The sequence below is a fragment of the Phaeobacter sp. JH20_29 genome (assembly GCF_048056175.1).
In the GTDB taxonomy this organism is placed as follows: Bacteria; Pseudomonadota; Alphaproteobacteria; order Rhodobacterales; family Rhodobacteraceae; genus Phaeobacter; species Phaeobacter bryozoorum.
The window spans coordinates 345,615-369,024 of sequence record NZ_JAYMWO010000018.1 but is presented as its reverse complement, the minus strand read 5'-3'; the positions used below and the strand labels follow the sequence as shown (position 1 = coordinate 369,024).

The window sequence follows — 23,410 nt, the reverse complement described above, 5'->3', positions numbered from 1 at the left end:
GCACCGCTCAACGATAGAGCAGCGACTGGCCGTTGTGGAACAGATGCAGCTTGGCCGGGTCGGCGTAGAGCCGCACAGAGGAGCCGCGCAACCCCTTGTGAATGCCGGGGAGTTTCGCAATCAGGGGATCCTTGCCCTCGCCTGCGGCGATGTAGAGCACCGTCACCTCACCAAGAGCCTCCACAATATCGACGCGGCTGTCGATCAGCGCGCCGCCTGTGCCGGTTTCGACCAGATCCTCGGGCCGGACGCCGACATTCACCGCGAGCCCCTGATCGGCGTCGGTCGTGGGGATATCGGCGATGACCTCTTCCCCACTGTTGAGCCGCACGGTGGTGCGTGGGCCAGTGGCGATCACAGTGCCGGGAATGAGGTTCATTGCGGGCGAGCCGATGAACTGGGCCACAAATTCATTCTCCGGGCGTTGGTACAGCTCCAGTGGCGTGCCGACCTGTGCGATGCCTTTGTCGGCGAGCACCACAATACGGCTGGCCAGCGTCATCGCCTCCACCTGATCATGGGTCACATAGATCATGGTGCTGTCGGGCATCGCCTCTTTCAACTGGGCGATTTCGATCCTTGTGGCGACCCGCAGGGCCGCGTCCAGATTTGAGAGTGGCTCGTCAAAGAGATAGACCTTCGGATCACGCACGATGGAGCGACCGATGGCGACCCGCTGGCGCTGCCCGCCCGACAGCGCCTTGGGCAGGCGGTCGAGATAAGGCTCCAGCTGCAGGATCTTGGCGGCGCGGTCGATGGCGGCGTCGATCTCAGGCTTGCTCTTCTTCGCGATTTTCAGCGCAAAGGCCATGTTGTCGCGAACGGTCATATGCGGATAGAGCGCATAGGACTGGAACACCATCGCGATGCCCCGCTGGGCAGGCGGGATGTCATTCATCACCGCATCGTCGATTTCCAGCGTGCCGCCGCTGATCCGCTCCAGCCCCGCGATCATCCGCAGCAGGGTGGATTTGCCGCAGCCGGAGGGGCCGACAAAGACGATCAGCTCCCCCTGTTTGATATCGAGATTGATATCTCTCAGGACCTCGACGCCGCCCCCGTAGGTCTTGGCGACATTGGTCAATTTCAGGTTTGCCATCTACTGGTCCCTCCCCTGCTCGTCGTTTCTGTCAGACCCGCACCGCAAGGCAGGCCTGCCACGGTGCCAGCGCGACACGGGCGCCGCTTTGCGGCAGGTCGGCCAGGGCGATGTCGGTATCGGGCCTGCGCCATGTGCCCTCCGGCAGGGTGATCTCTGCCGGGGTGTCCCCCAGATTGAAAGCGCAGAAGATCACCTCGTCGCGGTCCTGACGGGTGAAGAAGGCGACATTGCCCTCTGCCCGCAGCTGGTCATGGGTGCCCACCGCCAGCGCCGGATGTGCCTTGCGCAGGGCGATGGCGCGGCGGTAGTGGTGCAGCATGGCCTGCGGGTCGGCTTCCTGACTGGCGACGCTCAGGCTGAGATGCTCGGGCGAGACGGGCAGCCATGGCTTGCCTTCGCTGAAGCCGCCTGCGCTGTTTGACGGTTCCCAGACCATTGGCGTACGGCAGCCGTCGCGGCCCTTGAATTCGGGCCAGAACTCAATGCCATAGGGGTCCTGCAGATCTTCAAAGGCGATGTCTGCCTCTGGCAGGCCCAGCTCCTCGCCCTGATAGATGCAGGTGGTGCCGCGCAGGCACATCATCATGGTGGTGAACAGGCGCTGCGCCTCCGGGCTGAGATCCCAGCGGCTGCTGTGGCGGATCACATCGTGGTTGGAAAACGCCCAGCAGGCCCAGCCGCTGGCGGCAACGCGGTCCACCTCGGCAAAGACTTCGGCCAGCCGCGAGGCGGTCAGCACATCCTTGGCCAGGAGTTCAAAGGCGTAGCACATGTGAACGCCGCTGTTGCCTGCCGTGTAGCTGCCCATGATCTCAAGACCGCGCTGCGCGTCGCCCACCTCGCCCACGGCCGCCTTGGCCGGGTATTCATCCAGAAGCGCGCGGAACCGGCCCAGGAAAGCCAGATTTTCCGGCTGGTTCTTGGAGTAGAGATGTTCCTGGTGATTATAGGGGTTCACCGAGGGCGCGATGGTGGCATTACGCTGCTCAGGCGGCAGGGCCGGGTTCGACCGCAGCTCAGCGTCGTGGAAATAGAAGTTGATGGTATCCAGACGGAAGCCATCAACGCCGCGCTCCAGCCAGAAGCGGGTCACATCCAACAGCGCGTCCTGCACGGCGGGGCAGTGAAAATTCAGATCCGGCTGCGAGACAAGGAAGTTGTGCAGGTAATACTGCTCCCGCCGGGGATCCCATTGCCAGGCAGAGCCGCCAAAGATCGACAGCCAGTTGTTCGGCGGCGTGCCATCGGGTAGCGGGTCGGCCCAGACGTACCAGTCAGCGCGGGCATTGTCGCGGCTCTGGCGGCTTTCGCCGAACCACGGGTGCTGGTCAGAGGTATGCGACAGCACAAGATCAATCATCACCCGCAGGCCCAGGCCGTGCGCTGTTGCGACCAGCTGGTCAAAGTCGGACAGGCTGCCGAACATCGGATCAACGTCGCAATAGTCAGAGACGTCATAGCCGAAATCCTTCATCGGGGAGGTGAAGAACGGCGAAATCCAGATCGCATCCACCCCAAGCGAAGCAATATGCGGCAGGCGCTGGGTGATGCCTCTGAGGTCACCGATGCCATCGCCGTTGCTGTCCTGATAGCTGCGCGGGTAAATCTGATAGATCACTGCACCGCGCCACCAATCGGGGTCAGCGGCGAGAACCTGTGCCGGGTCGAGTTGAGCTTGAGCGTTCATATCAGCTGTTTCCATAGTCTGTAGAGTAAGAGGCAGGACCGGTGTGATCCGGCCTGCGGATCACGTCACTTGACCGAGCCTGCAAGGAGGCCACGGACGAGGTATTTCTGCATGGCAAAGAAGACACCGAGCGGCACCGCAATCGAGACAAAGGCGGAGGTTGCGAGGATCTCCCAATTGCCGCCACGGGTGCCCAGCAGCTCAACGATCTGCTTGGTCATCACGGTGGTTTCCCCGGTGGCGTCGATCAGGAACACCATGGCCACCAGAAGGTCGTTCCAGGTCCACAGGAACTGGAAGATTGCAAATGAGGCCAGCGCCGGAAAGGACAGCGGCAGGATGATGCGGGTGAAGATCATGAAATCGGTCGCGCCATCGACACGGGCATTTTCGATGATATCGCGTGGGATGCCTACCATGTAGTTGCGCAAGAGGTAGATGGCGAGCGGCAGGCCAAAGCCGGTGTGGGCCATCCAGACGCCGATGTAGCCCTTGCCGATGCCGATCTCATTGTGGAATTTCAGCAGCGGGATCAGCGCCAGTTGCAATGGCACCACCAGCAGGCCAACGATGGCCGCCACCAGCAGGGCGCGGCCCGGAAATTCCATCCACGCCAGCGCATAGGCCGCGAAGGCGGCAACAAGGATCGGGATGATGGTTGCCGGAATGGTGACGGTCAGCGTGTTGAAAAATGCCTTGGCCATATTGTCGGTTGAATTGCCGGAGATGAGCACTGTTTCATAGTTCTCCAGCGTGAATTCCGGCGGCACGGTTGCGGTGACAAACACCCGGGGGCCGCGTTTGCCGCTGATTTCCTCGGTGCTTTCGAACCGGTAGGCGCCATCTGCCGCAACCGACAGGGTGCCGCCACGGCGCAGCTCGGCCGTTTCACCGGGTTGATAGGCGGCAGGCTCGCGCGCCGAGGTGCCCCAGGCGGAAATCTCGCTGCTGGTGTCTTCGGCAAAGAGGCGGCCCTCAATCACGAAGAGATTTCCCTGTCGCAGCTGTTCGCTGGGCGGGTCAATGCGCAGGGTCAGGTTCTGTTCACTGGGGAACATCGCGCGCCACCAGCCGCTGGTCGCGATCTGATCGGCGGTGCGGAAGGAGGACACCAAGAGGCCCAGCGTCGGGAACAGCCACAGCCCTACGAGCAGCACCACAGAAAGGCGTAAGGCCCAGGTCAGCGCAGGTTTTTGTCCGGCAATCATTGTCATGGCGGTCTCTCCTCAGCGCATTTCGCGGCGGGCGTTGTAGACGTTCCAGACCAGGATCGGCAGGACCAGAAGCATGATGACCATGGCGCTGGCGGAGCCGACGCCCCAGTCATTGGCGCGGAACAGTTTGTCGTACATGTAATTGGCCAGAACCTGCGTCTCCCACTGGCCGTTGGTCATGGCAAAGACGATGTCAAAGACCTTGAGCACAACGATGGTGATGGTGGTCCAGACGACGACGATCGTGTCCATGATCTGCGGCACCTTGATCTTGAAGAAGATCTGAAACGGCCCGGCCCCATCCACGATGGCGGCTTCAACGGTTTCTTCGGGGATGCCGCGCAGGGCGGCGGAGAGGATCACCATGGCAAAACCGGTCTGGATCCAGATCAGCACCATCATCAGGAAGAAGTTGTTCCAGAACGGGATGGTCAGCCACTGCATCGGCCCGTCGCCGCCGAAATAGATGTAGAGCGCGTTCAGAACGCCGATCTGCTCGGTGCCCTCGGGGCGGGCGTCATAGACCAGCTTCCAGATCACCGCAGCCCCGACAAAGGAGATCGCCATCGGCATGAAGATCAGCGACTTCGCGATATTGCCCCAGGCCAACCGGTCCGTCAGCTGTGCGGCCAGCAGGCCGAAGGCGGTCGAGGCGGCAGGCACCACGAGAAGCCACAGGAAATTGTTCTTGAGCGCTTCCCAGAATTTCGCCTCGGCCAGCATCTGCTGGTAGTTGGCAAGGCCGACGAATTCAGATCCGCCACCGGGCAGGCGTTCGCTGACAGAAAGGCGCAGCGTCTCGACCACCGGATAGGCCAGATAAAGCCCCAGCGCCAGCAAGGCGGGCAACAGGAACAGCCAGGGTCGGATCATATTGGCGCGGCGGATATTGCGGGCGATATGCGCACCGCGTGCCGGAAAGATCACCCGGTCCAGCACCAGATTGGAGAAGTAGAAATAGCCGACACACCCTCCGACGCCAAAGGCGATTGTGAGCAGGCCCTGAATGGCTGGGTGCATGGGAAACTCCCTTCGCGGTGGGGTGGAGTGGGCAGATCAGCCCCCGGCAGCAACGCAGGCGGGCAGATCGGCGCGGATCTTCGATGGGAAAACTGCAAATGGTGCGGGCCGACCTGATAGAGGCAGCCCGCACCTGTGGCTTATTTCAAAGCATCCCAGGAGGACTGGATCTCGGCCGCGACCTCTTCTGCCGGGGTGCCGCCAGCGTAGCCGACCATGCCTGTCCAGAAGGAACCCGCGCCAACCGCGCCGGGCATCAGATCCGATGCGTCAAAGCGGAAGGTGTCTGCGGACAACAGGATATCGCCCATCTTTTTCAGGGTATCAGTGGCATAAAGGTCGGTGTTGACGCCCTTGTGCGGGGTCAGGAAGCCCTGTTGCGCCATCCAGACCTCATGTCCGATAGGGGATTTCAGGAATTCCATCAAGGCGCGCGCGCCCTTGCTGTCGTTGGTGATCGACCACAGGGTACCTGCGCCCAGAACCGGGCTGCCCAGATCCTTTTCCTCATAGGCCGGGAAGTAGAAGAAATCCGCATCCAGCCCCACCTCGGTGCCTTCGGGGAAGAAGGCCGGGATGAAGGACGCCTGACGGTGCATCAGACATTGCGGCGGGCTGGCGAAAAGGCCCTTGGGGCTGTCGCGGAAATCTGTGGAGGCCACCGCCCCTGCCCCGCCCGATACATAGGCGTCATTGCGGGCGAAATGCCCAAATTCCTCAATCGCACCGATGACGCGGGGATCGGTGAAGGGGATTTCGTTGCTGACCCACTGGTCATAGACGGACGGGTCCTGGGTGCGCAGCATCATATCCTCGACCCAGTCGGTGGCAGGCCAGCCTGTGGCGCCACCGGACCCCAGACCAATGCACCAGGGCGTATTGCCATCCTCGACCATCTGATCGGTCAGCGCCTTCAGCTCTTCCATCGACTGCGGCACGTCGTAGCCGAAATCCTCAAAGGTCTCAGGCACGTACCAGACAAGGGATTTCACATCGACCTTGTAGAACAGGCCAAAGAGATCCTCGTTGCCATCCGGCCCCTTGAAGGTGCTGAGATCGACCCAGGAGTCGCCAGCGGCGTAGTTTTCACGCACCCAGTCGGCGGTCTCGCTGCCCAGAGGCGAGATAAAGCCGCGTCGCGCCATGTCCGCCACCAGTCCCGGCTGCGGGAAGACGGCGATGTTGGGCGCGGAGCCGGCCTCGGCGTCCACGACGATCTGCTGTTCGAAACTGTCGGAGCCGGTGTAACGCACATCGGCGCCGGTAGCCTCGGCAAAATAGGCCAGCACTTTCTCGACCAGTGCCTGATCGGGGCCAAGCCAGGGTCCGAAGACGGTGACCTGTTCACCGGCAAGATCGGTCGCCTTTAGCGCCTCGAAGCTGTCCCAGTTGAACTCTCCCTCACCGACCGGAAAGGTCAGCGCCCCGTCGGCCTGCGCAAGTCCGGCTGTCAATGCCAACACGCCCGCAGCGGCAGTAAGCCTGCGTTTCATGATATTTCCTCCCGATAATCACAACGCCCTGCCAGATCCTGTTTGATCCGGTTATCCAAAGCGCTTTGGATTTCGCTACACTTCTAGATTCGCGCGGCGCTGTCAACAAATTACCAAGAAACACCTCTTATCTCTTAATTTAAACGACCCTTGCCAGCCTCACCTCACCCCTGCCATAACTACCTGAGCATGAGCACTGCGTTGCGATATGCGACCGAAATATCAAAGCGCTTTGGAGACTTTCCGTATGAATCTGAAGGAACTGGCCGCCCATCTGAACCTGTCACAGACAACGGTCAGCCGTGCGTTGAATGGGTTTCCCGAAGTAAGCGAAGCCACCCGCAGGCGGGTTGCGGCGGCGGCGGAGCAGCACAACTACCGCCCCAACACCCGCGCCAAGGCGCTGGCAACCGGGCGGGCAATGGCCATCGGCCATGTGATTCCGCTGTCATCGCAGCATGAGATGGTGAACCCGATCTTTGGCGATTTCATCGCCGGAGCGGGCGAGAGCTACGCCAAGGCCGGCTATGACATGGTGCTGTCGCTGGTCGAGGACAGCAAACAGGAAAAGGCCTATCGCGAGATGGCGGCGAAGCGGAACGTCGATGGCATCGTGCTGCATGCGCCGCGCATGTCGGACCCGCGGATTGCACTGTTGCGCGATATTGGCCTGCCTTTTGCGGTGCATGGCCGGGCCTCCGATCTGGAGGGGCCGTACAGCTGGCTGGATGTGAACAACAAAAGCGCCTTTGAACGGGCGACGCAATTCCTGCTCGATCTCGGGCATCGGCGGATCTGTCTGGTCAATGGTCTGGAGAGCATGGATTTCGCATGGCGCCGTCGCGCAGGCTACGAATGCGCGCTGACCGCAGCGGGCATCCCCCTGGATCCCGCGCTGATGTTTGCCGAGGAAATGACCGAGAGCTACGGTCACCGCACCGTCGTACACACTCAGGCCATGGCCGATCCGCCCACCGCCTATCTGGTGTCGTCGATCATCCCGGCGATGGGTGTGCGCCGCGCAATCGAGGATTCGGGGCGCCAGATGGGGCGCGATATTTCGGTGATCACCCATGACGATGATCTCTCCTATCTGCGCAATGGCGATGAGCTGCCGCAATTCACCGCGACGCTTTCTTCTGTGCAGGAGGCCGGCCGACAGCTGGCCGACCTGCTGCTGGCGCAGATCCGCGATCCGGGTGACGCCCCTTTGACACGCCTGCTGGAAGCGCAGCTGACGGTTGGCCGCTCCACCGGGCCTGCGCCGTCGCGCTAGGCTCACCGCTGCCCGCACCATCCAATCAGGAGAGCCGCCATGTTACGCAACAGCCGCCAGGACTTCCCCGAGGGTTTTCTCTTTGGCGCGGCAACCTCGGCCTATCAGATCGAAGGACACGGGTTTGGCGGCGCCGGGGCGACCCATTGGGACAGTTTCGCCGCCACCCCCGGCAATGTAGTGCGAGCCGAGCACGGCCAGCGCGCCTGCGATCATTACCACCGCTACGCTGAGGATCTGGATCTGGCGGCGGCTGCCGGGTTTGACTGCTACAGGTTCTCCACCAGCTGGGCGCGGGTTCTGCCCGAGGGGCGTGGCACACCCAACCCCGACGGGCTGGATTTCTACGACCGGCTGACGGATGCGATGCTGGAGCGGGGACTGAAACCCTGCGTGACGCTCTACCACTGGGAATTGCCACAGGCGCTGGCCGATATGGGAGGCTGGCGCAACGCCGATATCGCCAAATGGTTTGGCGACTTTACCGCGGTCATCATGGGCCGCATTGGCGACCGGATGTATTCCGCGGCGCCGATCAATGAACCATGGTGCGTAGGCTGGCTGTCGCATTTCCTTGGCCATCATGCGCCTGGCCTGCGTGATATCCGGGCAACGGCGCGGGCGATGCACCATGTGATGGTAGCCCATGGCACCGCCATCGAAACGATGCGCGGCCTTGGCATGGAGAACCTTGGCGCCGTGTTCAATCTGGAATGGGCAGCCCCCGCCGACAACAGCGAGGCCGCCCGGCAGGCCGCTGCGCGCTATGATGCGATCTACAATGGCTTTTTCCTTGGCGGTGCCTTTCACGGGCGCTACCCGGATCTGGCGCTGGAAGGGCTGGAACCGCATCTGCCGCACGGCTGGCAGGATGATTTTGCCACCATCTCAGCCCCCGTCGACTGGTGCGGCCTCAACTACTATACCCGCAAGCTGATTGCGCCGGGCAGCGGCGCCTGGCCCCATTACGCCGAGGTCGATGGCCCGCTGCCCAAGACCCAGATGGGATGGGAGATCTATCCGCAGGGGCTTTATGATTTTCTGACCCGGACGGCCCGCGACTATACGGGAGATCTGCCGCTGATCGTGACCGAAAACGGCATGGCCAACACGGATATGGTGACAGATGGCACCGTGCCGGACGACGCCCGGATTGCCTTTGTCGATGACCATCTGGACGCGGTGCGCCGTGCCATTGCGGATGGCGTGCCGGTGCAGGGCTATTTCCTGTGGTCGCTTCTGGACAATTACGAATGGGCGCTGGGGTATGAGAAACGGTTCGGGCTGATACATGTGGATTTCGACACGCTGACCCGCACCCCCAAGGCATCATACCGCGCGCTGCAATCGGCGTTGGCACCCCCGCCGTGATGCCGGTGCTTCGATCGCGGGCTGGCGTCAGTCCGCCAGCCGCGCTGCCAGCTGGTCCAGCACGCTGAGGCATTGCCCGAGCTGATCAATGGCGAGGTATTCATCCGCCTTATGCGCCTGCGCGATGGACCCTGGCCCGCAGACGACCACATCCATACCCAGCGCCTGAAACAAGCCCGCCTCGGTGCCGAAGGGCACCAGTTCCGCGCTCTTGCTGCCCAGCAGCTCCGCCATGATGTCGCGGGCCTCATTCCGCGTGGTGGGGACCAGCCCTGCCACCTCTCCCACCACCTCGGTGTCGATGCTGGCCTCGGGGTAGACCGCGCGCATGGCAGGCAGCAGAACATCATGGCAATAGCGTGCCATCGTGTCCTTCACATGGTCGGCATCGGCCTGCTGGACCGGACGCATCTCCCAATCGACCTGCGCCTTTGATGCGATGACATTATGCGCGCTGCCACCGTTGAGCGCACCGATGTTCAGCGTGGTCCAGGGCGGATCAAATCGACTGTCCGGCGGGGTACGCTGCTGCAAATCCAGGCGCAGATCGAGCAGGCGGCTGACATAGCGCACCGCGTATTCCACCGCATTGACCCCTCGTGACGGATCCGACCCGTGACCCTCAAGCCCCTGAAAACGTGTGGTGTATTCGTGGCAGCCCTTATGGCCCTCAATGATGCGCATACTTGTCGGTTCACCGATCAGGGCCAGTCGTGGCCTGATCTCGCGGTCGCGCAGCGTCTGAACCAGATGACCGGCACCGACGCAGCCCACCTCCTCGTCGTAGGTAAAGGCGAAATGCAGGGGACGCTTGCCGATCTGCCCGGCGAACTGCGGCGCCATGGCGAGGGTCGCCGCGATGAAACCTTTCATGTCGCAGGTGCCGCGTCCGTAGAGCCGCCCGTCGCGCTCCACCATCGTGAAGGGGTCACTGCTCCAGTCCTGATCGGTCACTGGCACCACATCGCTATGGCCTGACAGCACGATCCCGCCATCGGCGTCCGGGCCAAGCGTGGCGAAGAGGTTTGCCTTCTGACCGCTGGCATCAAACAGCACATCAACACTGGCGCCGCAGTCCTCAAGCCGGTTGGCAAGATAGGCAATCATCTCCAGATTGCTGTCAGCCGAGACCGTTGGAAAGGCAATGAGATCCGACAGGATCCGGGTGGTCTCATCAATCACCGGCTCATCCTTTTATGAACAGTTTCCGCTCCACTGTGCAGAGCGGTTCGGCGGCGCCGGTGTCGCGGATCAGCAGGGTTTCGGTGGTCTCAAGCCCCCAGCTGTCCATCCAAAGCGCCGGCATAAAGTGGAACACCATGCCCGGTTGCATCACGGTGGTGTCTTCGCTGCGGATCGACGCCGTTCGTTCGCCCCAGTCCGGCGGGTAGGACAGGCCAACCGGGTAGCCCATGCGGCCAGAGCGTTCGATGCCGTGTCTGGCCATCACCGCCATAAAGGCATCGGCAATGTCGCAGGTGCGATTGCCTGCGCGCGCCGCCTCGATTCCGGCGGCGATGCCTTCGATCTGGGCAGCCTCGGTTCGCAGCATCTCCGCCGGAGGAGTGCCGAGGAAGACCGTGCGCGACAGTGGCGCATGGTAGCGGCGATAGCAGCCGGAGAGTTCAAAGAACGTCGCCTCGCCCGCGCGCATCGGGGTGCCGTCCCAGGTCAGATGCGCTGCGGTGGCATCCAGCCCCGAAGGGGTCAGCGGCACGATGGCGGGATAATCCCCCCAGTCGTCGCCCACGCCGGTGATGCCCGCATGAATAATATCCGCGACCAGATCATTTTTGCGCACCCCGGGTTCGGCGCGGTCGATGGCGGTCTGGATCACCCGATCGGTGATCCGCGCCGCCTTGCGCATGAAGGTCAGCTCAGCCTCGGTTTTGATCAGCCGTTGCCAGTTGACCACTCCGGTTGCGTCCTGAAGGTCGGCCTGAGGCAGCTCTGCCGCCAGTACCGCATGTGCCTTGGCTGAATAGTAGTAATTCTCCATCTCGACACCGATGCGGGCGCCCTCAAGCCCCTGCGCGCGCAGCCGCTCGGCCAGATCCTGCATCGGATGGCGGTCGATTGATTGAACATAGTGATCGCCGTAGCCGAGAAGCCTGTCCTGAGCCATCCAGCAGGTGCGGCGGGCCCCCATCATGTCCATATGCCGCCCCCACCAGATCGGATCATCGTTATGGGTGACGATCACCCCCTGATGAACATAGAAGGACCAGCCGTCATAGCCGGTGAGCCAGGCCTGATTGGAGGGATCGGTGACAAAGAGCGCATCCAGACCGGCGGCTGCCATGGCGGCCCGGGTCTTGGCCAGCCGCTGCTGGTATTCGGATTGCTCAAACGGGGTATTTGGCTTGACCATTTTGTATCTCCCTTCCTGCCCTCAGCCCAGAACCGCAGTGACGGCCCGGTGCGTTGCCGCGACCACCTGATCTGCCTCCTGCCGGGTCAGGCAGAACGGCGGCGCAAAGCCGAGGATATCCCCCTGCGGCATCGCCCGCGCAATCACGCTGTCCTGCTCTAACAGTTTGGCCGCGATCTGCGGTCCGATCTTGTCACTGGCGTCGAAGAAACGGCGATCATCGCGGTCGGCCACGAATTCCACCGCGCAGAGCATCCCCTCGCCGCGCACGTCGCCCACATTGGGATGGCCTCCCAGCGCCTTGCGCATCTCATCATTGAGGTAGGCGCCGATGGCACCGGCGTTTTCGACAAGTCCGAGCTGGTCGATCAGATTGAGGTTGGCCACGCCAGCGGCGGCGCCGATGGGATGCGCCGAATAGGTCCAGCCATGACCAATCGGGCCGTTCTCATCTGTGCCGCGCTCCAGAACCTGCCACATCTTGTCTGACACGATAGAGCCCGACAGCGGCGCATAGGCTGAGGTCAACCCCTTGGCGATGGTGATAAGATCGGGTCGCATGCCGTAGTGATCAGAGCCGAACATCGTGCCCAACCGGCCAAAACCGGTCACCACCTCATCCGCGACCAACAGGATATCGTGGCGCTCCAGCACCGCCTGAATGGCGGGCCAGTACCCGGCAGGCGGCGGCACGATGCCCCCGGTGCCCAGCACCGGCTCACCGATAAAGGCCGCGATGGTGTCGGCCCCCTCACGCTCGATCAGCGCCTCAAGCCCAGCTACGCAATGGGCGACAAAATCCGCCTCGCTCTGGCTGCGATCCGCACGGCGGAAGTAATATGGCGCCTCGGTATGCACCACCTGCGCCAGCGGCAGATCGAATTTGTTGTGAAACAGCTCCAACCCGGTCAGCGACCCCGTCATCAGCCCGGATCCGTGATAGCCCCGCCAGCGGGAGATGATCTTTTTCTTTTCCGGGCGGCCGAGGATGTTGTTGTAATACCAGATCAGCTTGATGTTGGTTTCATTCGCGTCGGACCCGGAAAGGCCGAAATAGACTTTCGACATGTGATCGGGCGCCCGGTCCATGATCATCTTGGCGAGGGTGATCGAGGCCTCGGTGCCATGGCCGACATAGGAGTGGTAATAGGCCAGATCGCGGGCCTGGGTGGCGATGGCCTCGGCAATCTCAGGGCGACCATAACCGACGTTGACGCAGTAAAGCCCCGCAAAGGCGTCCAGCATCCGATTGCCATCGCGATCCTCGATATGGCAGCCACTGCCGCCGGTCACCACCCGCTGCGGCAGGTTTCCGCGGGCAAATTCGGCAAGATGCGTGGAAGGGTGAAAAAAACTGTCGCGGTCCCATTGGTCCAGTTGATCGTTGTGCAGCATGGCTCTGTCCTTGGCTATGGCGGCGCGCCGCCTTTGGTCACATGAAGGGAGCCAGTTGCACGCGACAGGCCAGCGGGGCGGCCTGTTTTTGAGCAGAAGAAGGCTCCGCTCACCCGGACAGCAGCGCGCAATGCCTTTATTGCCAGGGTCGTGCAGCAGTTGGACCATGAGAGACCGGCCGATGGCAACAGATTTTTTTGCGCCGTGGCTAGGACCGGTGGTCGCCGGCCCCTGCCCCGATGGTCGACGCCGCAGATCTGTTTCCAAACCGCGCGGTATCACAGATTCGACGGCAGCCCTATTCGGCAGGCGGCGGCGCCAGGGAGTTCCTTCTGACAACAGCTGTGTTGATGCAGATCGACTGACCGTCGGAGCGGCCTTCAACCATGGCGATCAGCTGTTGAGCCGCCTTGCGCCCCATTTCACGGTGCGGAACATGCACCGTCGTCAGCGGTGGGCTGACGATCTCCGCCAGTTCAATATCATCAAAGCCGGTTATCGAGACATCCTGCGGCACCGCGATGCCAAGGCGATGCGCCTCGCCCAGCGCACCGGCTGCAAGGACGTCATTGCCACACATGATCACGGTCGGACGAGGATCACGGGCCATCAACTCAGCAAATGCCCTGGCGCCTTTTTCAATTTCATAGGGGGTTTCGATCAATGTCAGCGCCTGCGGATCGCAGCCCTGCGCCTGGAGGGCATCGCGGACCCCGCTGACGCGGTTCTTTGCCCGGTCATTGCCTTGCCGGATACCCGAGATCATGGCGATGCGACGGTGGCCCGCCGTTAGCACCGCCTGCGCCAGCTCATACATGGCCCCGGTATTGCTGAAGCCGACGGAGATCTGAGGCAGGTCGGGCGCATATGACCAGGCCACCAGAACCGGCACCTGATGTTTCGCAAGATACTGGTAGATCTTCTCGTCCCGTTCATGGCCAATCAGCAGCAGACCGTCGGCCCCGCGCGCAACCAAAGCCCGGATCTGCTCCTCCTCCACGTCTGGGCTGTAGGCGGAGCTGGAGACGAGAAGCGTATAGCCATCCTCGCGCAGCTGGTCCTGAAAGGCCTGCAGGCCGCGGGCAAAGATCGCGTTGTCCATGGTGGGAATGATCGCCCCGATGGTGAAGCTGCGTTTGGCAGCCATCACCCGCGCGGCGAAATTTGGCGTGTACCCCAGCGATTCGACCGCTTCCATCACCCGGTCGCGGGTTGCCTTGATCACCCGGTCAGGTGAATTCAGGCAGCGCGACACCGTCGCGGTGGAAACGCCCGCCGCCTTGGCAACATCGTTAAGTGTTGGAGCTGAGGGGATTTTTCCCATGTCTTACCTGCCATGTCTTTGGCGTATGTTAGCATAAATCGGGGCAGCTGCCAGCTACCAATGTAAGCGCTTGCATTATTGATGTAAGCGCTTACAAATGATGTTGAGATACAAACCGGGATCTTGCGATGTTTCTGATGGCGTCTGTTTGCGTATTTGTCGTGTTCTTTGCCAATGTTGCCCTCGGCGCGTTTGGCGGCGGCGGCTTCCTGGGCGATGTCGGCGAAATGGTGGTCCTGTTTGCAGCTTCCATTCTGTTTGTGGCGGCAATTCTCAAACGAGAGGCTGACCAGAAAAATCAAAACGGCAGCTGACGGATTTCCAAGGGAGGAAGACAATGACCAATGGCAAGGATGGCCTCAAATCTGCGGAGCGCCGCAATTTTCTGAAACTGGCCTCGACCGGCTCTTTTACTGCGGCGATGGTCGCAGGGGCTGGCGGTGTGCTCTGGTCCACTGAGGCGGTTGCGCAAACCGCCAAGGAGGAAAAGGAACGTGAGGGTGCGGCCGAGCATATCATGACCGTGGCAACCGCCTATGTGCTGGGCGCGTCGCGCAGCTATCCGATCATGCAGCTGGATCTGAAGGAAAACATCCAGAACGCCACCAACGGCAAGATCTACGTGAAGCTAGCCCCCGGCGGGCAGCTCGGCGCGGGCGGCGCTTTGGTGCAGAAGGTACAGGGCGGCACCATCCAGGCGGCGCAGCATTCGCTGTCAAATTTCGCGCCCTTTGCCTCTACCGTAGACCTGATCAACATGCCCTATCTCTGCGGTTCCAACCAGCGGTTCACCAATCTGGTGACCTCAGATTTCTGGAACTCGGAGGTGCATCCGAAAGTGGAGGCCGCAGGGTTCAAGGCGCTGTTCTATGTGAACATCGACCCCCGTGTGGTGGCGGTGCGCAAGGGTGGCAACGCGGTGATGTCACCCGGTGACATGGCCGGGGTGAAATTCCGGGTGCCAGGCTCGAAGATGCTTCAGCAGTATTACCGCATGGTCGGCGCCAATCCGACGCCGGTGGCCTGGGGCGAGACGCCATCGGCCATCAAACAGGGTGTGGCGGATGCGCTCGATCCATCGGTCGGGGCGCTCTATGTCTTTGGCTTCAAGGATATTCTCAGCCATGTGACCTTTACCCAGGCGGTGCCGGACAGCCAAGTTTATTCCTGTAATCTGGAATGGTTCAATTCACTGCCCGCCGATGTGCAGGACGGCGTGATGTGGGGGTCTGAAATGACCGCGCATCAGAACCTGTCCAAGGTGCCCTCCGCCCGTGCCTATGCAATGGCGGAACTGACCAAGGCCGGTGTCGAATTCCATAGCCTCAGCGACGATCAGCTGGGCGAATGGCAAGAGGCCGGCGGCTATCAGCGCAGCGAATGGGATTCCTTCAAGACCGAGCTGGCAGGCTCAATGGACAATTTCGCCAAGCTGGAGGAGGCCGCAGGCACCCAGGGCAAATACTTCGTCCACGACGCCTGAGCCGGACCGGGCGGGCAGCGCGAAGCCCCCCGCCCGTCCTTATTCCAACAGCCGCCGCCGCAACAGTCTCCCGGGCTGGTTGCGGGGGTGCGCCTGAACCACGGGAACGGCAATGCAGATCCTGCGAACGATCGACAAGAACGCGGAGCGCTGGCTGCTTCTGGTGTTCTACGTGATGCTGGTCATCACCATGGCAATCGAGGTGATCCGGCGCGAGCTGTTTGCCTTCTCCTCGATCTGGGGCGAGGAGATCGTCCGCTATTCTTTCATCTATCTGGCCTGGATCGGTGCCGCCGCCGCGGTCAAGGAACGTGCGCATATCCGCATTGATGTGCTGATGCACTACCTCGGCCCACGGCCCAAGGCGCTGCTCTATATCTTTGGCGATCTGGTGATGTTCATCGTGGCGCTGGTGGCGCTCTACTGGTCATTCGAGACGGTTCTGGTCTCCGCCAAGTTCGGATCGGTCAGCCACGGGCTGCGGATTTCGATGGTCTGGTTCCTGATGGCGGTGCCTGTGGGCTTTGCGCTGATGGTCTGGCGGCTCTTGCAATCCTTCCTGCGCGACTGGCGCAGCCTTCGCGACGGCACCCCCGTCTTCGAAGGCGACAAGCTGTTTGATTGAGGGGCGTTAAGCGATGCTGTGGAATTCACTCAATCAAACGGTCGAACTGGGATGGGATTTCTACCTGCCGGTGATCATGTTCGTGGCGCTGATTGCGCTGGCGGTACCGGTCTGGGCCGCCATCGGCGCGGCGGCGATCACCATGCTGGTTATGTCGGGCGACCTGCCGCTGAGCGCCATAGGCGAAAGCCTGTTCACCGGCATTGATGCCTTTGCGCTGACCGCGGTGCCTTTGTTCATCCTGACCGGCGACGTGCTGGTGCGCACCGGCCTCAGCAAGAAATTTCTGGATGTGGCAGAGGCGCTGACCTGCTGGACGCGGGGCGGCTTCGGCTCGGCCACGGTGCTGGTCTGCGGCATGTTCGCGGCGATCTCCGGCTCTGATGCTGCCGGTGCTGCCGCCGTTGGACGGATGACCATCAACCGGCTGGTCGAAAGCGGCTACCCCCGCCCCTATGCCTGCGCGCTGGTGGCTGCGGGCGCCTGTACCGGCATCCTGATCCCGCCCTCCATCGCCTATATCATCATCGGTCTGGTGCTGGGCATTTCCGCCTCCACCCTGTTCTTGGCAGCGCTGATCCCGGGGATTGCCATTCTGGTGTCGATCCTGGTCACCAATATCATCATGAACCGGCTTTACACTTATGAGACCGGCGGCAACATGAGGTTCGGTGAATGGCTGGGCAATCTGGGCCAGTCGCTGAAATCCGGCTGGTATGCCTTCATCGTGCCGGGGATCATCTTCTATGGCATCTTCTCAGGCCGCCTGACCCCGACAGAGGCCGGCGCCACGGCAGTGGTCGTCACCATCCTGATGGGCTTTGTCCTCGGCACCCTGAAACTGGCGGATTTCCCCGCGATGCTGGTCAGCTCTGCTAAGGTCAACGGGGTGATCCTGCCGATCATCGCCTTCTCCGCGCCGCTGGCAGAGGCGCTGGCGATCATGGGTGTGCCGCAGGGGTTTGTGACGGCTGTGACCGGGCTGACCGATGACCCCTCTGTGCTGATCCTGCTGATGATCTGCATCCTGATTGCGGCCGGCTGCGTGATGGAAACGACGCCCAACATCGTGATCCTGGCGCCGATCCTGAAGCCGCTCGCCGACAACATCGGCATGAACGAAATCCAGTTCTGCATCATGATGATCACCGCGCTGGGGGTCGGCTTTATCACCCCGCCCCTGGGCCTGAACCTCTTTGTCGTCTCCGGCATCACCGGCGAGTCCATCCTCAAGATCGCCGCCCGCGCCATCCCCTTTGTGCTGACCATGCTGATCGTGGTGCTGCTGATCGCCTATATCCCCGCGATTTCGACCACGCTGCTTCCTGATATTTACAAGTAGGATCCTCTGACATGACCCGTGAATACCTGAAAAAGGCGGCCCTGACCCCCAAGTCGGACGCGTCCGAGACCCATAAGATCGTGCAGGGCATCCTGGACGACATTGAGGCCGACGGCGATGCCAAGGCGCTGGAGTACGCCGCGAAGTTCGACAAATACGAGGGCAACGTCCTGCTGACGGCAGAGGAGATCGAAGCCGCCTGCGCGCAGGTACCGGAGAAGCTGAAGGCCGACATCCGGTTTTCCCACGACAACGTGCGCCGCTTTGCCGAGCTGCAGAAAAGCACGATGCAGAACGTGGAGACCGAAATCTGCCCCGGCTTCATCACCGGGCAGAAGGTGATCCCGGTGGATGCGGCGGGCTGCTATGTGCCGGGCGGGCGCTACAGCCATATCGCCAGCGCCATCATGACCGTGACCACCGCCAAGGTGGCGGGCTGCAAGCACATCACCGCCTGCTCGCCGCCGCGCCCGGGCACCGGCGTGGCCCCCGCCATCGTCTATGCCGCCCATATCTGCGGCGCCGACCAGATCATGGCGATGGGCGGCGTGCAGGGGGTTGCGGCGATGACCTTTGGCCTCTTTGGCCTGCCCAAGGCCAATATCCTGGTCGGCCCCGGCAACCAGTTCGTGGCGGAGGCCAAGCGCATCCTGTTCGGCCGCGTCGGCATCGACATGATCGCAGGCCCCACCGACAGCCTGATCCTGGCCGACGGCACCGCCGACGCCCATATCGTCGCCACCGATCTGGTGAGCCAGGCCGAGCATGGCTACAACTCTCCGGTCTGGCTGGTGACCGATGATCGCGCCCTGGCCGAGGACGTCATGCGGCTGGTGCCGGGGCTGATCGACGACCTGCCGGAGGTGAACCGCGAGAACGCCGCCGCCGCCTGGCGCGACTATGCCGAGGTGATCCTGTGCAAAGACCGCGAGGATATGGCGGCCTGCTCCGACGAATACGCGCCCGAGCATCTGACCGTGCAGGCAGAGGATCTGGACTGGTGGCTGGAGCAGCTGACCTGCTACGGCTCGCTGTTTCTGGGCGAGGAGACCACGGTCTCTTACGGGGACAAGGCGGCGGGCACCAACCACGTGCTGCCGACCTCGCGCGCGGCCAGCTATACCGGCGGCCTCAGCGTTCACAAATACATGAAGATCGTCACCTGGCAGCGCGCCACCCGCGAGGGCTCGAAACCGGTGGCGGAGGCCACAGCGCGCATTGCCCGGCTGGAAGGGATGGAAGGCCACGCCCGCGCTGCTGATGTGCGGCTGGCCAAGTATTTCCCGGACGAAACCTTTGACCTGACCGCCAATGGCTGACCCGCGCGCCCTGTTCGATCTGACGGGCCGGACCGCCTGCATCACCGGCGCCAGCTCCGGGCTGGGGCGGCGCGCGGCCATCGCGCTGGCCGCCGCCGGAGCGCAGGTGGTGGCGGTGGCGCGCCGGGCTGAGGCTTTGGAGAGCCTTTGTGCAGAGATCGGACCAAGCGCGGCCTTTGCAGTCGCGGATGTGGCGGACCGCAGCGCGCTGGAGGCACTGCGGGACACCGTCACCAACCCTTTTGGCGCGCCGGACATCCTGATCCACGCGGCCGGCGTCAACACGCGGCAGCCTGCGGATGAGGTGACCACGGAAGGCTGGGACCGCACCCTGGCGCTGAACCTCTCGGCGCCCTTCTTCCTTAGCCAAACGTTTGTGCCTGCGATGAAGGACAGGGGCTGGGGACGGATTGTCAATTTCGCCTCGCTCCAGACCTCCCGCGCCTTTCCCGGCGGCATCGCCTATGGCGCCAGCAAGGGCGGGATCGGCCAGCTGACCCGCGCCATGGCGGAAGCCTGGTCGCCCCACGGCATCACCGCCAACGCGATCGGGCCGGGGTTCTTCCCGACCGAGCTGACCCAATCAGTATTCGAGGATGACGCGCGCGCGGCCCGCAACGCGGCGCAGACCTGCATCGGCCGCAACGGGCGGCTGGAGGATCTCGACGGGCCGCTCTTGTTCCTGTGCTCGGAGGCCTCGGCCTATGTCACCGGGCAAATCCTGATGGTTGACGGGGGGTTCACCGCGAAATGAAAGCCTTGGTTTATGAAGGGGTTGAGACGCTTGCCGTCCGCGATGTGCCGATGGCCGCGGGCCAGCCAGGCGAGCATCTGATCCGCATCCATGCCTCCGGCATCTGCGGGTCGGACATGCACGCCTATCTGGGCCATGACGACCGCCGGCCCCCACCGCTGATCCTCGGGCACGAGGCCGCCGGGGTGATCGAGGACGGGCCACAGGCAGGCCGCCGGGTGACAATCAACCCTCTGGTGACCTGCGGCAGCTGCGCGGCCTGCGCATCGGGGCGCGAAAACCTCTGCGCCAGCCGCCAGATCATCTCCATGCCCCCGCGCGAGGGCGCCTTTGCCCAGTTCGTGGCGATGCCGGAACGCAATCTGGTGACCGTGCCGGACGCGGTCCCGCTGGCAAAGGCCGCGCTGGCGGAGCCGCTGGCGGTCAGCTGGCACGCGGCCCGGCTGGCGCTGGAGGCGCTGCACCCGGACACCGAACGCCGCGCGCTGGTGATCGGCGGCGGTGCCATCGGGCTGGCGGCGGCGCTGGCGCTCAGCGCGATGGGGGTGGAGGAGTTGACCATCCAGGAACCCAACGAAGCGCGCCGTGCCTTTCTGACAGATCGCTGCGGCCAGCAGGCGGTGGCGGAGTTTCAGGGCATGGTGCCGCTGGTGGTGGACGCGGTGGGCTATGCCGCCACCCGCGCCGCCGCCTCTGCCACTGCCGCGCCCGGCGGGGTGATAGCCCATGTCGGCCTCGGCGAAGACACCGGCGGCTTGGATATCCGCCGCATGACCCTGCAGGAAATCACCTTCATCGGCACCTACACCTATACCGCGCAGGATTTCCGCGACACCGCGCAGGCGATCTTTGACGGCCGTCTCGGGCCGCTGGGCTGGTCTGAGCTGCGTCCGCTGTCAGAGGGCGCCGCCGCCTTTCGCGATCTGCGCAGCGGCGCGGTGGCGGCGCCCAAGATCATCCTTGACCCCTGGGCCTGAGCCCGCGCCCCTAACAAACGGAGAGCAACGATGTATGACAAAATCCTGGTTCCCATGGCTCTGGATCACGGGGTGTCGGGGACAACGCTGAAGGCCGCCGCCACCCTGTGCAACCCCGGCGGGCAGATCACGGCGCTGCATGTCTATGAGGCACCGCAGGGATCCGTCAGCACCTACCTCGACGAGGACACCCTGCGCGAAGGCCTGGCCAACGCCCGTCTGCAGCTGACAAAGAAAACCGCCGATCATGGCGATGTATCGACAGAAATCGTCAAGGGCCGGTCCTACCGCGCCATTGTCGAATACGCGCAGCAGCATGGCATGGACTGCATCGTCGTCGGCTCGCACAAACCGGGTCTCAGCGACTTTTTCCTCGGCTCGACGGCTGCCCGCGTGGTCCGCCACGCGCCCTGCGCCGTGCATGTCTGCCGCACCACCTGACCCCGAGAAACAAGACACCCGAAGCAAAGGCAACCAACCATGACCATAGACAAGAGGATCGCTGACGATCTGGCGGCCAACGGCGTCTCCTTCGTCACCACCGTGCCCTGCAAGCAGCTGGCCGGTGTGATCGAGGAGATCGACCAGCGCGACGACATCTTCCATATCCCCTCCAACAAGGAGGATGAGGGCATGGGGCTGTGCGCCGGCGCCTGGATGGGCGGCAAGCGCCCGGCCATCATCATGCAGAACACTGCCATCGGGGTCACCATCAACACGCTGGCGACGCTGATCCAGTACTACCGGATGCCGCTGCCGATGCTGATCTCCTACCGCGGCGAGCTGCGCGAGCCGGTGGCCTGCCAGGTGGAGATGGCGGTGCATACCAAGGCGCTGCTGGCCCAGCTCAACATCCCCACCTACCACTTTCACTGTCAGAAAGACGTCGAGGAGCTGGACAACATCCTGAAATACACCTTCATGTGCAACAAACCCGTTGCCATCCTGACCGACGCCAACTTCTGGGGAGGCTATGGCGACCAATGATCCGTTCCGAAATCCTGAAAGAGATCGCGCCGATCCTGCGCAACGAACTGGTGGTCTGCAACATCGGCATTCCGTCGCAAGAGCTGCACGCCATCGACGACCAGCCCAGCAATTTCTACATGCTGGGCACCATGGGGCTGGCGTCCTCCATCGGCTTGGGACTGGCGCTGGCGCAGCCGAAGCCTGTGATCGTGATCGACGGGGACGGCTCGATCCTGACCAACCTCGGCACCCTGCCCACCATCGGCAACAACGCGCCCGGCAACTACATCCTGATGATCATCGACAACGGCTCCTATGGCTCCACCGGCGATCAGCCGACCTACACCAGCCAGCGCACCGATCTGGCCGGCATGGCCCGCGCCGCCGGCTGCGCCCGGGTGGTGGAGGTGCAGGACAAGGACACCGGTCCCGCGCTGGAGGAGGCTTTGGCCAGCGGCGAGGCGACGGTTCTGGTGGTCAAATGCGACAGCGGCAATGCCAAGATGCCGGTGATCACGATGGACCCGGTGGTGATCCGCGACCGCTTCATGAAGGCCGTGGCCGGCTGATGGGTGCAGGCGCCATCCATTCGGCCGAGGACGCCCGCCGCCTGGCCCGGCGGCGGCTGCCCAGGATGGTGTTTGACTATATCGACGGGGCCGCCGGGCAGGAGACCGGGGCGGCGCGCAACCGTGCGGCCCTGGATGCCATCACCCTGCGGCCCCGTATCCTGCGCGATGTCAGCCAGCGGTCGCTGGCGGTTCGGATTTTTGGTGCCGAGGCGGACCGGCCCTTCGGGATTGCCCCCATGGGCATGTGCAACCTCGCAGCCCCCGGCGCCGACCTGATGCTGGCCCGGCTGGCGGCGCGCTACCGGGTGCCGCATGGGGTTTCCACCGTTGCCTCGACACCGCTGGAAACCATCCTGGAAGCGGCAGAAGGCTACGCCTGGTTCCAGCTCTATTTCAGCGGCGACGGCACTGGCACCTTCAAGCTGGCTGAACGGGCCCGTGCAGCCGGGTACCAGACGCTGGTGCTGACGGTGGATGTGCCCGAGGTGGGCCGCCGCCCGCGCGAGCTGCGCCATGGCTTCAAAATGCCGTTCCGCATCGGTCCGCGGCAGTTCCTCGACTTTGCCCTGCACCCGCGCTGGTCGCTGACCACCCTGCTGAAGGGCAAGCCGGTGATGGCAAACTTCGAAATGGAGGGCTATGACTTCGACCGCACCGAAAGCCGGGCGCGGGCCACCTGGGACACGCTGGCACGGCTGCGCGACCTCTGGCCCGGCAAACTGGTGATAAAGGGCGTGCTGGACGTTGAAGACGCCCGCGCGCTGGTGTCCGCGGGCGTCGATGCCATTCAAGTCTCCAGCCACGGCGCCCGGCAGCTTGAGGCAGCCCCTACCCCGATCGAGATGCTCGCGAAGATCCGGGCCGCGCTGGGGCCGGAATTCCCGGTGTTCTACGACAGCGGCCTCCGGTCGGGTGAAGACATCCTTAAAGCCTTGTCCATGGGGGCTGATTTTGTATTTCTGGGCCGCATTTTGCAGTTTGCGATTGCTGCAAAAGGAGAATCCGGACTGACCCAGCTTTGGCAGGCGCTCAGCGACGAGTTGAGTATTGCCATGGCACAGACCGGGCGCCACTCACTGGATCGCCATAACCATCAGATCTGCTAAGATAACGGAA

At 63.0% G+C, this 23,410-nt stretch carries 22 protein-coding genes; 13 read left to right on the top strand and 9 right to left on the bottom strand.

All coding sequences use genetic code 11. The features are described 5' to 3' along the window. Nucleotides 1–7 precede the first annotated feature (7 nt). The 5 genes from VWZ85_RS16675 to VWZ85_RS16655 all read right to left on the bottom strand — a co-directional run bounded on the left by VWZ85_RS16675 (nucleotide 8) and on the right by VWZ85_RS16655 (nucleotide 6,516). Nucleotides 8–1,099: an ABC transporter ATP-binding protein gene (locus VWZ85_RS16675; protein WP_340544861.1), complete on the bottom strand. Its 1,092-nt coding sequence runs from the start codon at nucleotides 1,097–1,099 to the stop codon at nucleotides 8–10. A gap of 31 nt (nucleotides 1,100–1,130) precedes the next feature. Then, the gene (locus tag VWZ85_RS16670; RefSeq protein ID WP_416589201.1) at nucleotides 1,131–2,789 is read right to left on the bottom strand and encodes an alpha-amylase family glycosyl hydrolase; all 1,659 of its coding nucleotides are present in this window, start codon (nucleotides 2,787–2,789) and stop codon (nucleotides 1,131–1,133) included. A 65-nt stretch (nucleotides 2,790–2,854) separates the two neighbouring features. Further along, a complete protein-coding gene (locus VWZ85_RS16665; RefSeq protein ID WP_416589199.1) occupies nucleotides 2,855–4,003 on the bottom strand; it encodes a carbohydrate ABC transporter permease in 1,149 nt (382 codons plus the stop codon). 12 nt (nucleotides 4,004–4,015) lie between these two features. Then, nucleotides 4,016–5,023 (bottom strand): carbohydrate ABC transporter permease, encoded by a 1,008-nt coding sequence (locus VWZ85_RS16660; protein ID WP_260102984.1) that lies wholly within the window; start codon nucleotides 5,021–5,023, stop codon nucleotides 4,016–4,018. Nucleotides 5,024–5,163: 140 nt separating this feature from the next. Then, nucleotides 5,164–6,516 carry an ABC transporter substrate-binding protein gene (locus VWZ85_RS16655; protein WP_416534752.1) on the bottom strand — a complete coding sequence of 451 codons (1,353 nt, stop codon included), beginning with the start codon at nucleotides 6,514–6,516 and terminating at the stop codon, nucleotides 5,164–5,166. Nucleotides 6,517–6,763: 247 nt separating this feature from the next. Between VWZ85_RS16655 and VWZ85_RS16650 the strand changes: the two genes are divergently transcribed. Then, nucleotides 6,764–7,792: a substrate-binding domain-containing protein gene (locus VWZ85_RS16650; protein ID WP_340544854.1), complete on the top strand. Its 1,029-nt coding sequence runs from the start codon at nucleotides 6,764–6,766 to the stop codon at nucleotides 7,790–7,792. A 39-nt stretch (nucleotides 7,793–7,831) separates the two neighbouring features. Continuing rightward, a complete protein-coding gene (locus tag VWZ85_RS16645) occupies nucleotides 7,832–9,163 on the top strand; it encodes a GH1 family beta-glucosidase (RefSeq protein WP_416589198.1) in 1,332 nt (443 codons plus the stop codon). A 27-nt stretch (nucleotides 9,164–9,190) separates the two neighbouring features. Here VWZ85_RS16645 and argE read toward each other — a convergent pair whose 3' ends face one another. From argE to VWZ85_RS16625, 4 genes are all read right to left on the bottom strand, one after another. Continuing rightward, on the bottom strand, nucleotides 9,191–10,345 hold the full coding sequence (argE, locus tag VWZ85_RS16640; RefSeq protein WP_416589197.1) for an acetylornithine deacetylase: 1,155 nt from the start codon (nucleotides 10,343–10,345) through the stop codon (nucleotides 9,191–9,193). Nucleotides 10,346–10,349: 4 nt separating this feature from the next. Beyond that, nucleotides 10,350–11,534, bottom strand: coding sequence for a M24 family metallopeptidase (locus VWZ85_RS16635; RefSeq protein WP_416589196.1), 1,185 nt, complete (start codon nucleotides 11,532–11,534; stop codon nucleotides 10,350–10,352). Nucleotides 11,535–11,555: 21 nt separating this feature from the next. Beyond that, complete coding sequence (locus VWZ85_RS16630; protein WP_416589195.1) at nucleotides 11,556–12,929, bottom strand: aspartate aminotransferase family protein; 1,374 nt, start codon at nucleotides 12,927–12,929, stop codon at nucleotides 11,556–11,558. A 298-nt stretch (nucleotides 12,930–13,227) separates the two neighbouring features. Further along, nucleotides 13,228–14,253 (bottom strand): LacI family DNA-binding transcriptional regulator, encoded by a 1,026-nt coding sequence (locus VWZ85_RS16625; RefSeq protein WP_416589194.1) that lies wholly within the window; start codon nucleotides 14,251–14,253, stop codon nucleotides 13,228–13,230. Nucleotides 14,254–14,381: 128 nt separating this feature from the next. Here VWZ85_RS16625 and VWZ85_RS16620 point away from each other — a divergent pair, with 128 nt between their 5' ends. The 11 genes from VWZ85_RS16620 to VWZ85_RS16570 all read left to right on the top strand — a co-directional run bounded on the left by VWZ85_RS16620 (nucleotide 14,382) and on the right by VWZ85_RS16570 (nucleotide 23,400). After that, nucleotides 14,382–14,567, top strand: coding sequence for a hypothetical protein (locus tag VWZ85_RS16620; RefSeq protein ID WP_340544846.1), 186 nt, complete (start codon nucleotides 14,382–14,384; stop codon nucleotides 14,565–14,567). A gap of 23 nt (nucleotides 14,568–14,590) precedes the next feature. After that, nucleotides 14,591–15,736, top strand: coding sequence for a TRAP transporter substrate-binding protein (locus VWZ85_RS16615; protein ID WP_416589193.1), 1,146 nt, complete (start codon nucleotides 14,591–14,593; stop codon nucleotides 15,734–15,736). Nucleotides 15,737–15,848: 112 nt separating this feature from the next. Continuing rightward, complete coding sequence (locus VWZ85_RS16610) at nucleotides 15,849–16,361, top strand: TRAP transporter small permease (protein ID WP_340544843.1); 513 nt, start codon at nucleotides 15,849–15,851, stop codon at nucleotides 16,359–16,361. 13 nt (nucleotides 16,362–16,374) lie between these two features. Next, nucleotides 16,375–17,703 carry a TRAP transporter large permease gene (locus VWZ85_RS16605; protein ID WP_416589192.1) on the top strand — a complete coding sequence of 443 codons (1,329 nt, stop codon included), beginning with the start codon at nucleotides 16,375–16,377 and terminating at the stop codon, nucleotides 17,701–17,703. Between the two features lie 11 nt (nucleotides 17,704–17,714). Next, nucleotides 17,715–19,022 (top strand): histidinol dehydrogenase, encoded by a 1,308-nt coding sequence (gene hisD / locus VWZ85_RS16600; RefSeq protein ID WP_416589190.1) that lies wholly within the window; start codon nucleotides 17,715–17,717, stop codon nucleotides 19,020–19,022. Continuing rightward, nucleotides 19,015–19,776 (top strand): SDR family NAD(P)-dependent oxidoreductase, encoded by a 762-nt coding sequence (locus tag VWZ85_RS16595; RefSeq protein ID WP_416589189.1) that lies wholly within the window; start codon nucleotides 19,015–19,017, stop codon nucleotides 19,774–19,776. Before hisD ends, VWZ85_RS16595 begins: the two co-directional genes overlap by 8 nt. Beyond that, complete coding sequence (locus VWZ85_RS16590) at nucleotides 19,773–20,753, top strand: alcohol dehydrogenase catalytic domain-containing protein (protein WP_416589187.1); 981 nt, start codon at nucleotides 19,773–19,775, stop codon at nucleotides 20,751–20,753. The genes VWZ85_RS16595 and VWZ85_RS16590 overlap by 4 nt, the downstream gene beginning before the upstream one ends. 30 nt (nucleotides 20,754–20,783) lie before the next feature. Further along, nucleotides 20,784–21,194: a universal stress protein gene (locus tag VWZ85_RS16585; RefSeq protein WP_340544836.1), complete on the top strand. Its 411-nt coding sequence runs from the start codon at nucleotides 20,784–20,786 to the stop codon at nucleotides 21,192–21,194. Nucleotides 21,195–21,233: 39 nt separating this feature from the next. Then, a complete protein-coding gene (comD, locus tag VWZ85_RS16580; protein WP_260099858.1) occupies nucleotides 21,234–21,740 on the top strand; it encodes a sulfopyruvate decarboxylase subunit alpha in 507 nt (168 codons plus the stop codon). Continuing rightward, the gene (comE, locus tag VWZ85_RS16575) at nucleotides 21,737–22,291 is read left to right on the top strand and encodes a sulfopyruvate decarboxylase subunit beta (RefSeq protein WP_058286650.1); all 555 of its coding nucleotides are present in this window, start codon (nucleotides 21,737–21,739) and stop codon (nucleotides 22,289–22,291) included. Before comD ends, comE begins: the two co-directional genes overlap by 4 nt. Next, on the top strand, nucleotides 22,291–23,400 hold the full coding sequence (locus VWZ85_RS16570) for an alpha-hydroxy acid oxidase (RefSeq protein ID WP_416589184.1): 1,110 nt from the start codon (nucleotides 22,291–22,293) through the stop codon (nucleotides 23,398–23,400). Before comE ends, VWZ85_RS16570 begins: the two co-directional genes overlap by 1 nt. Nucleotides 23,401–23,410 lie beyond the last annotated feature (10 nt).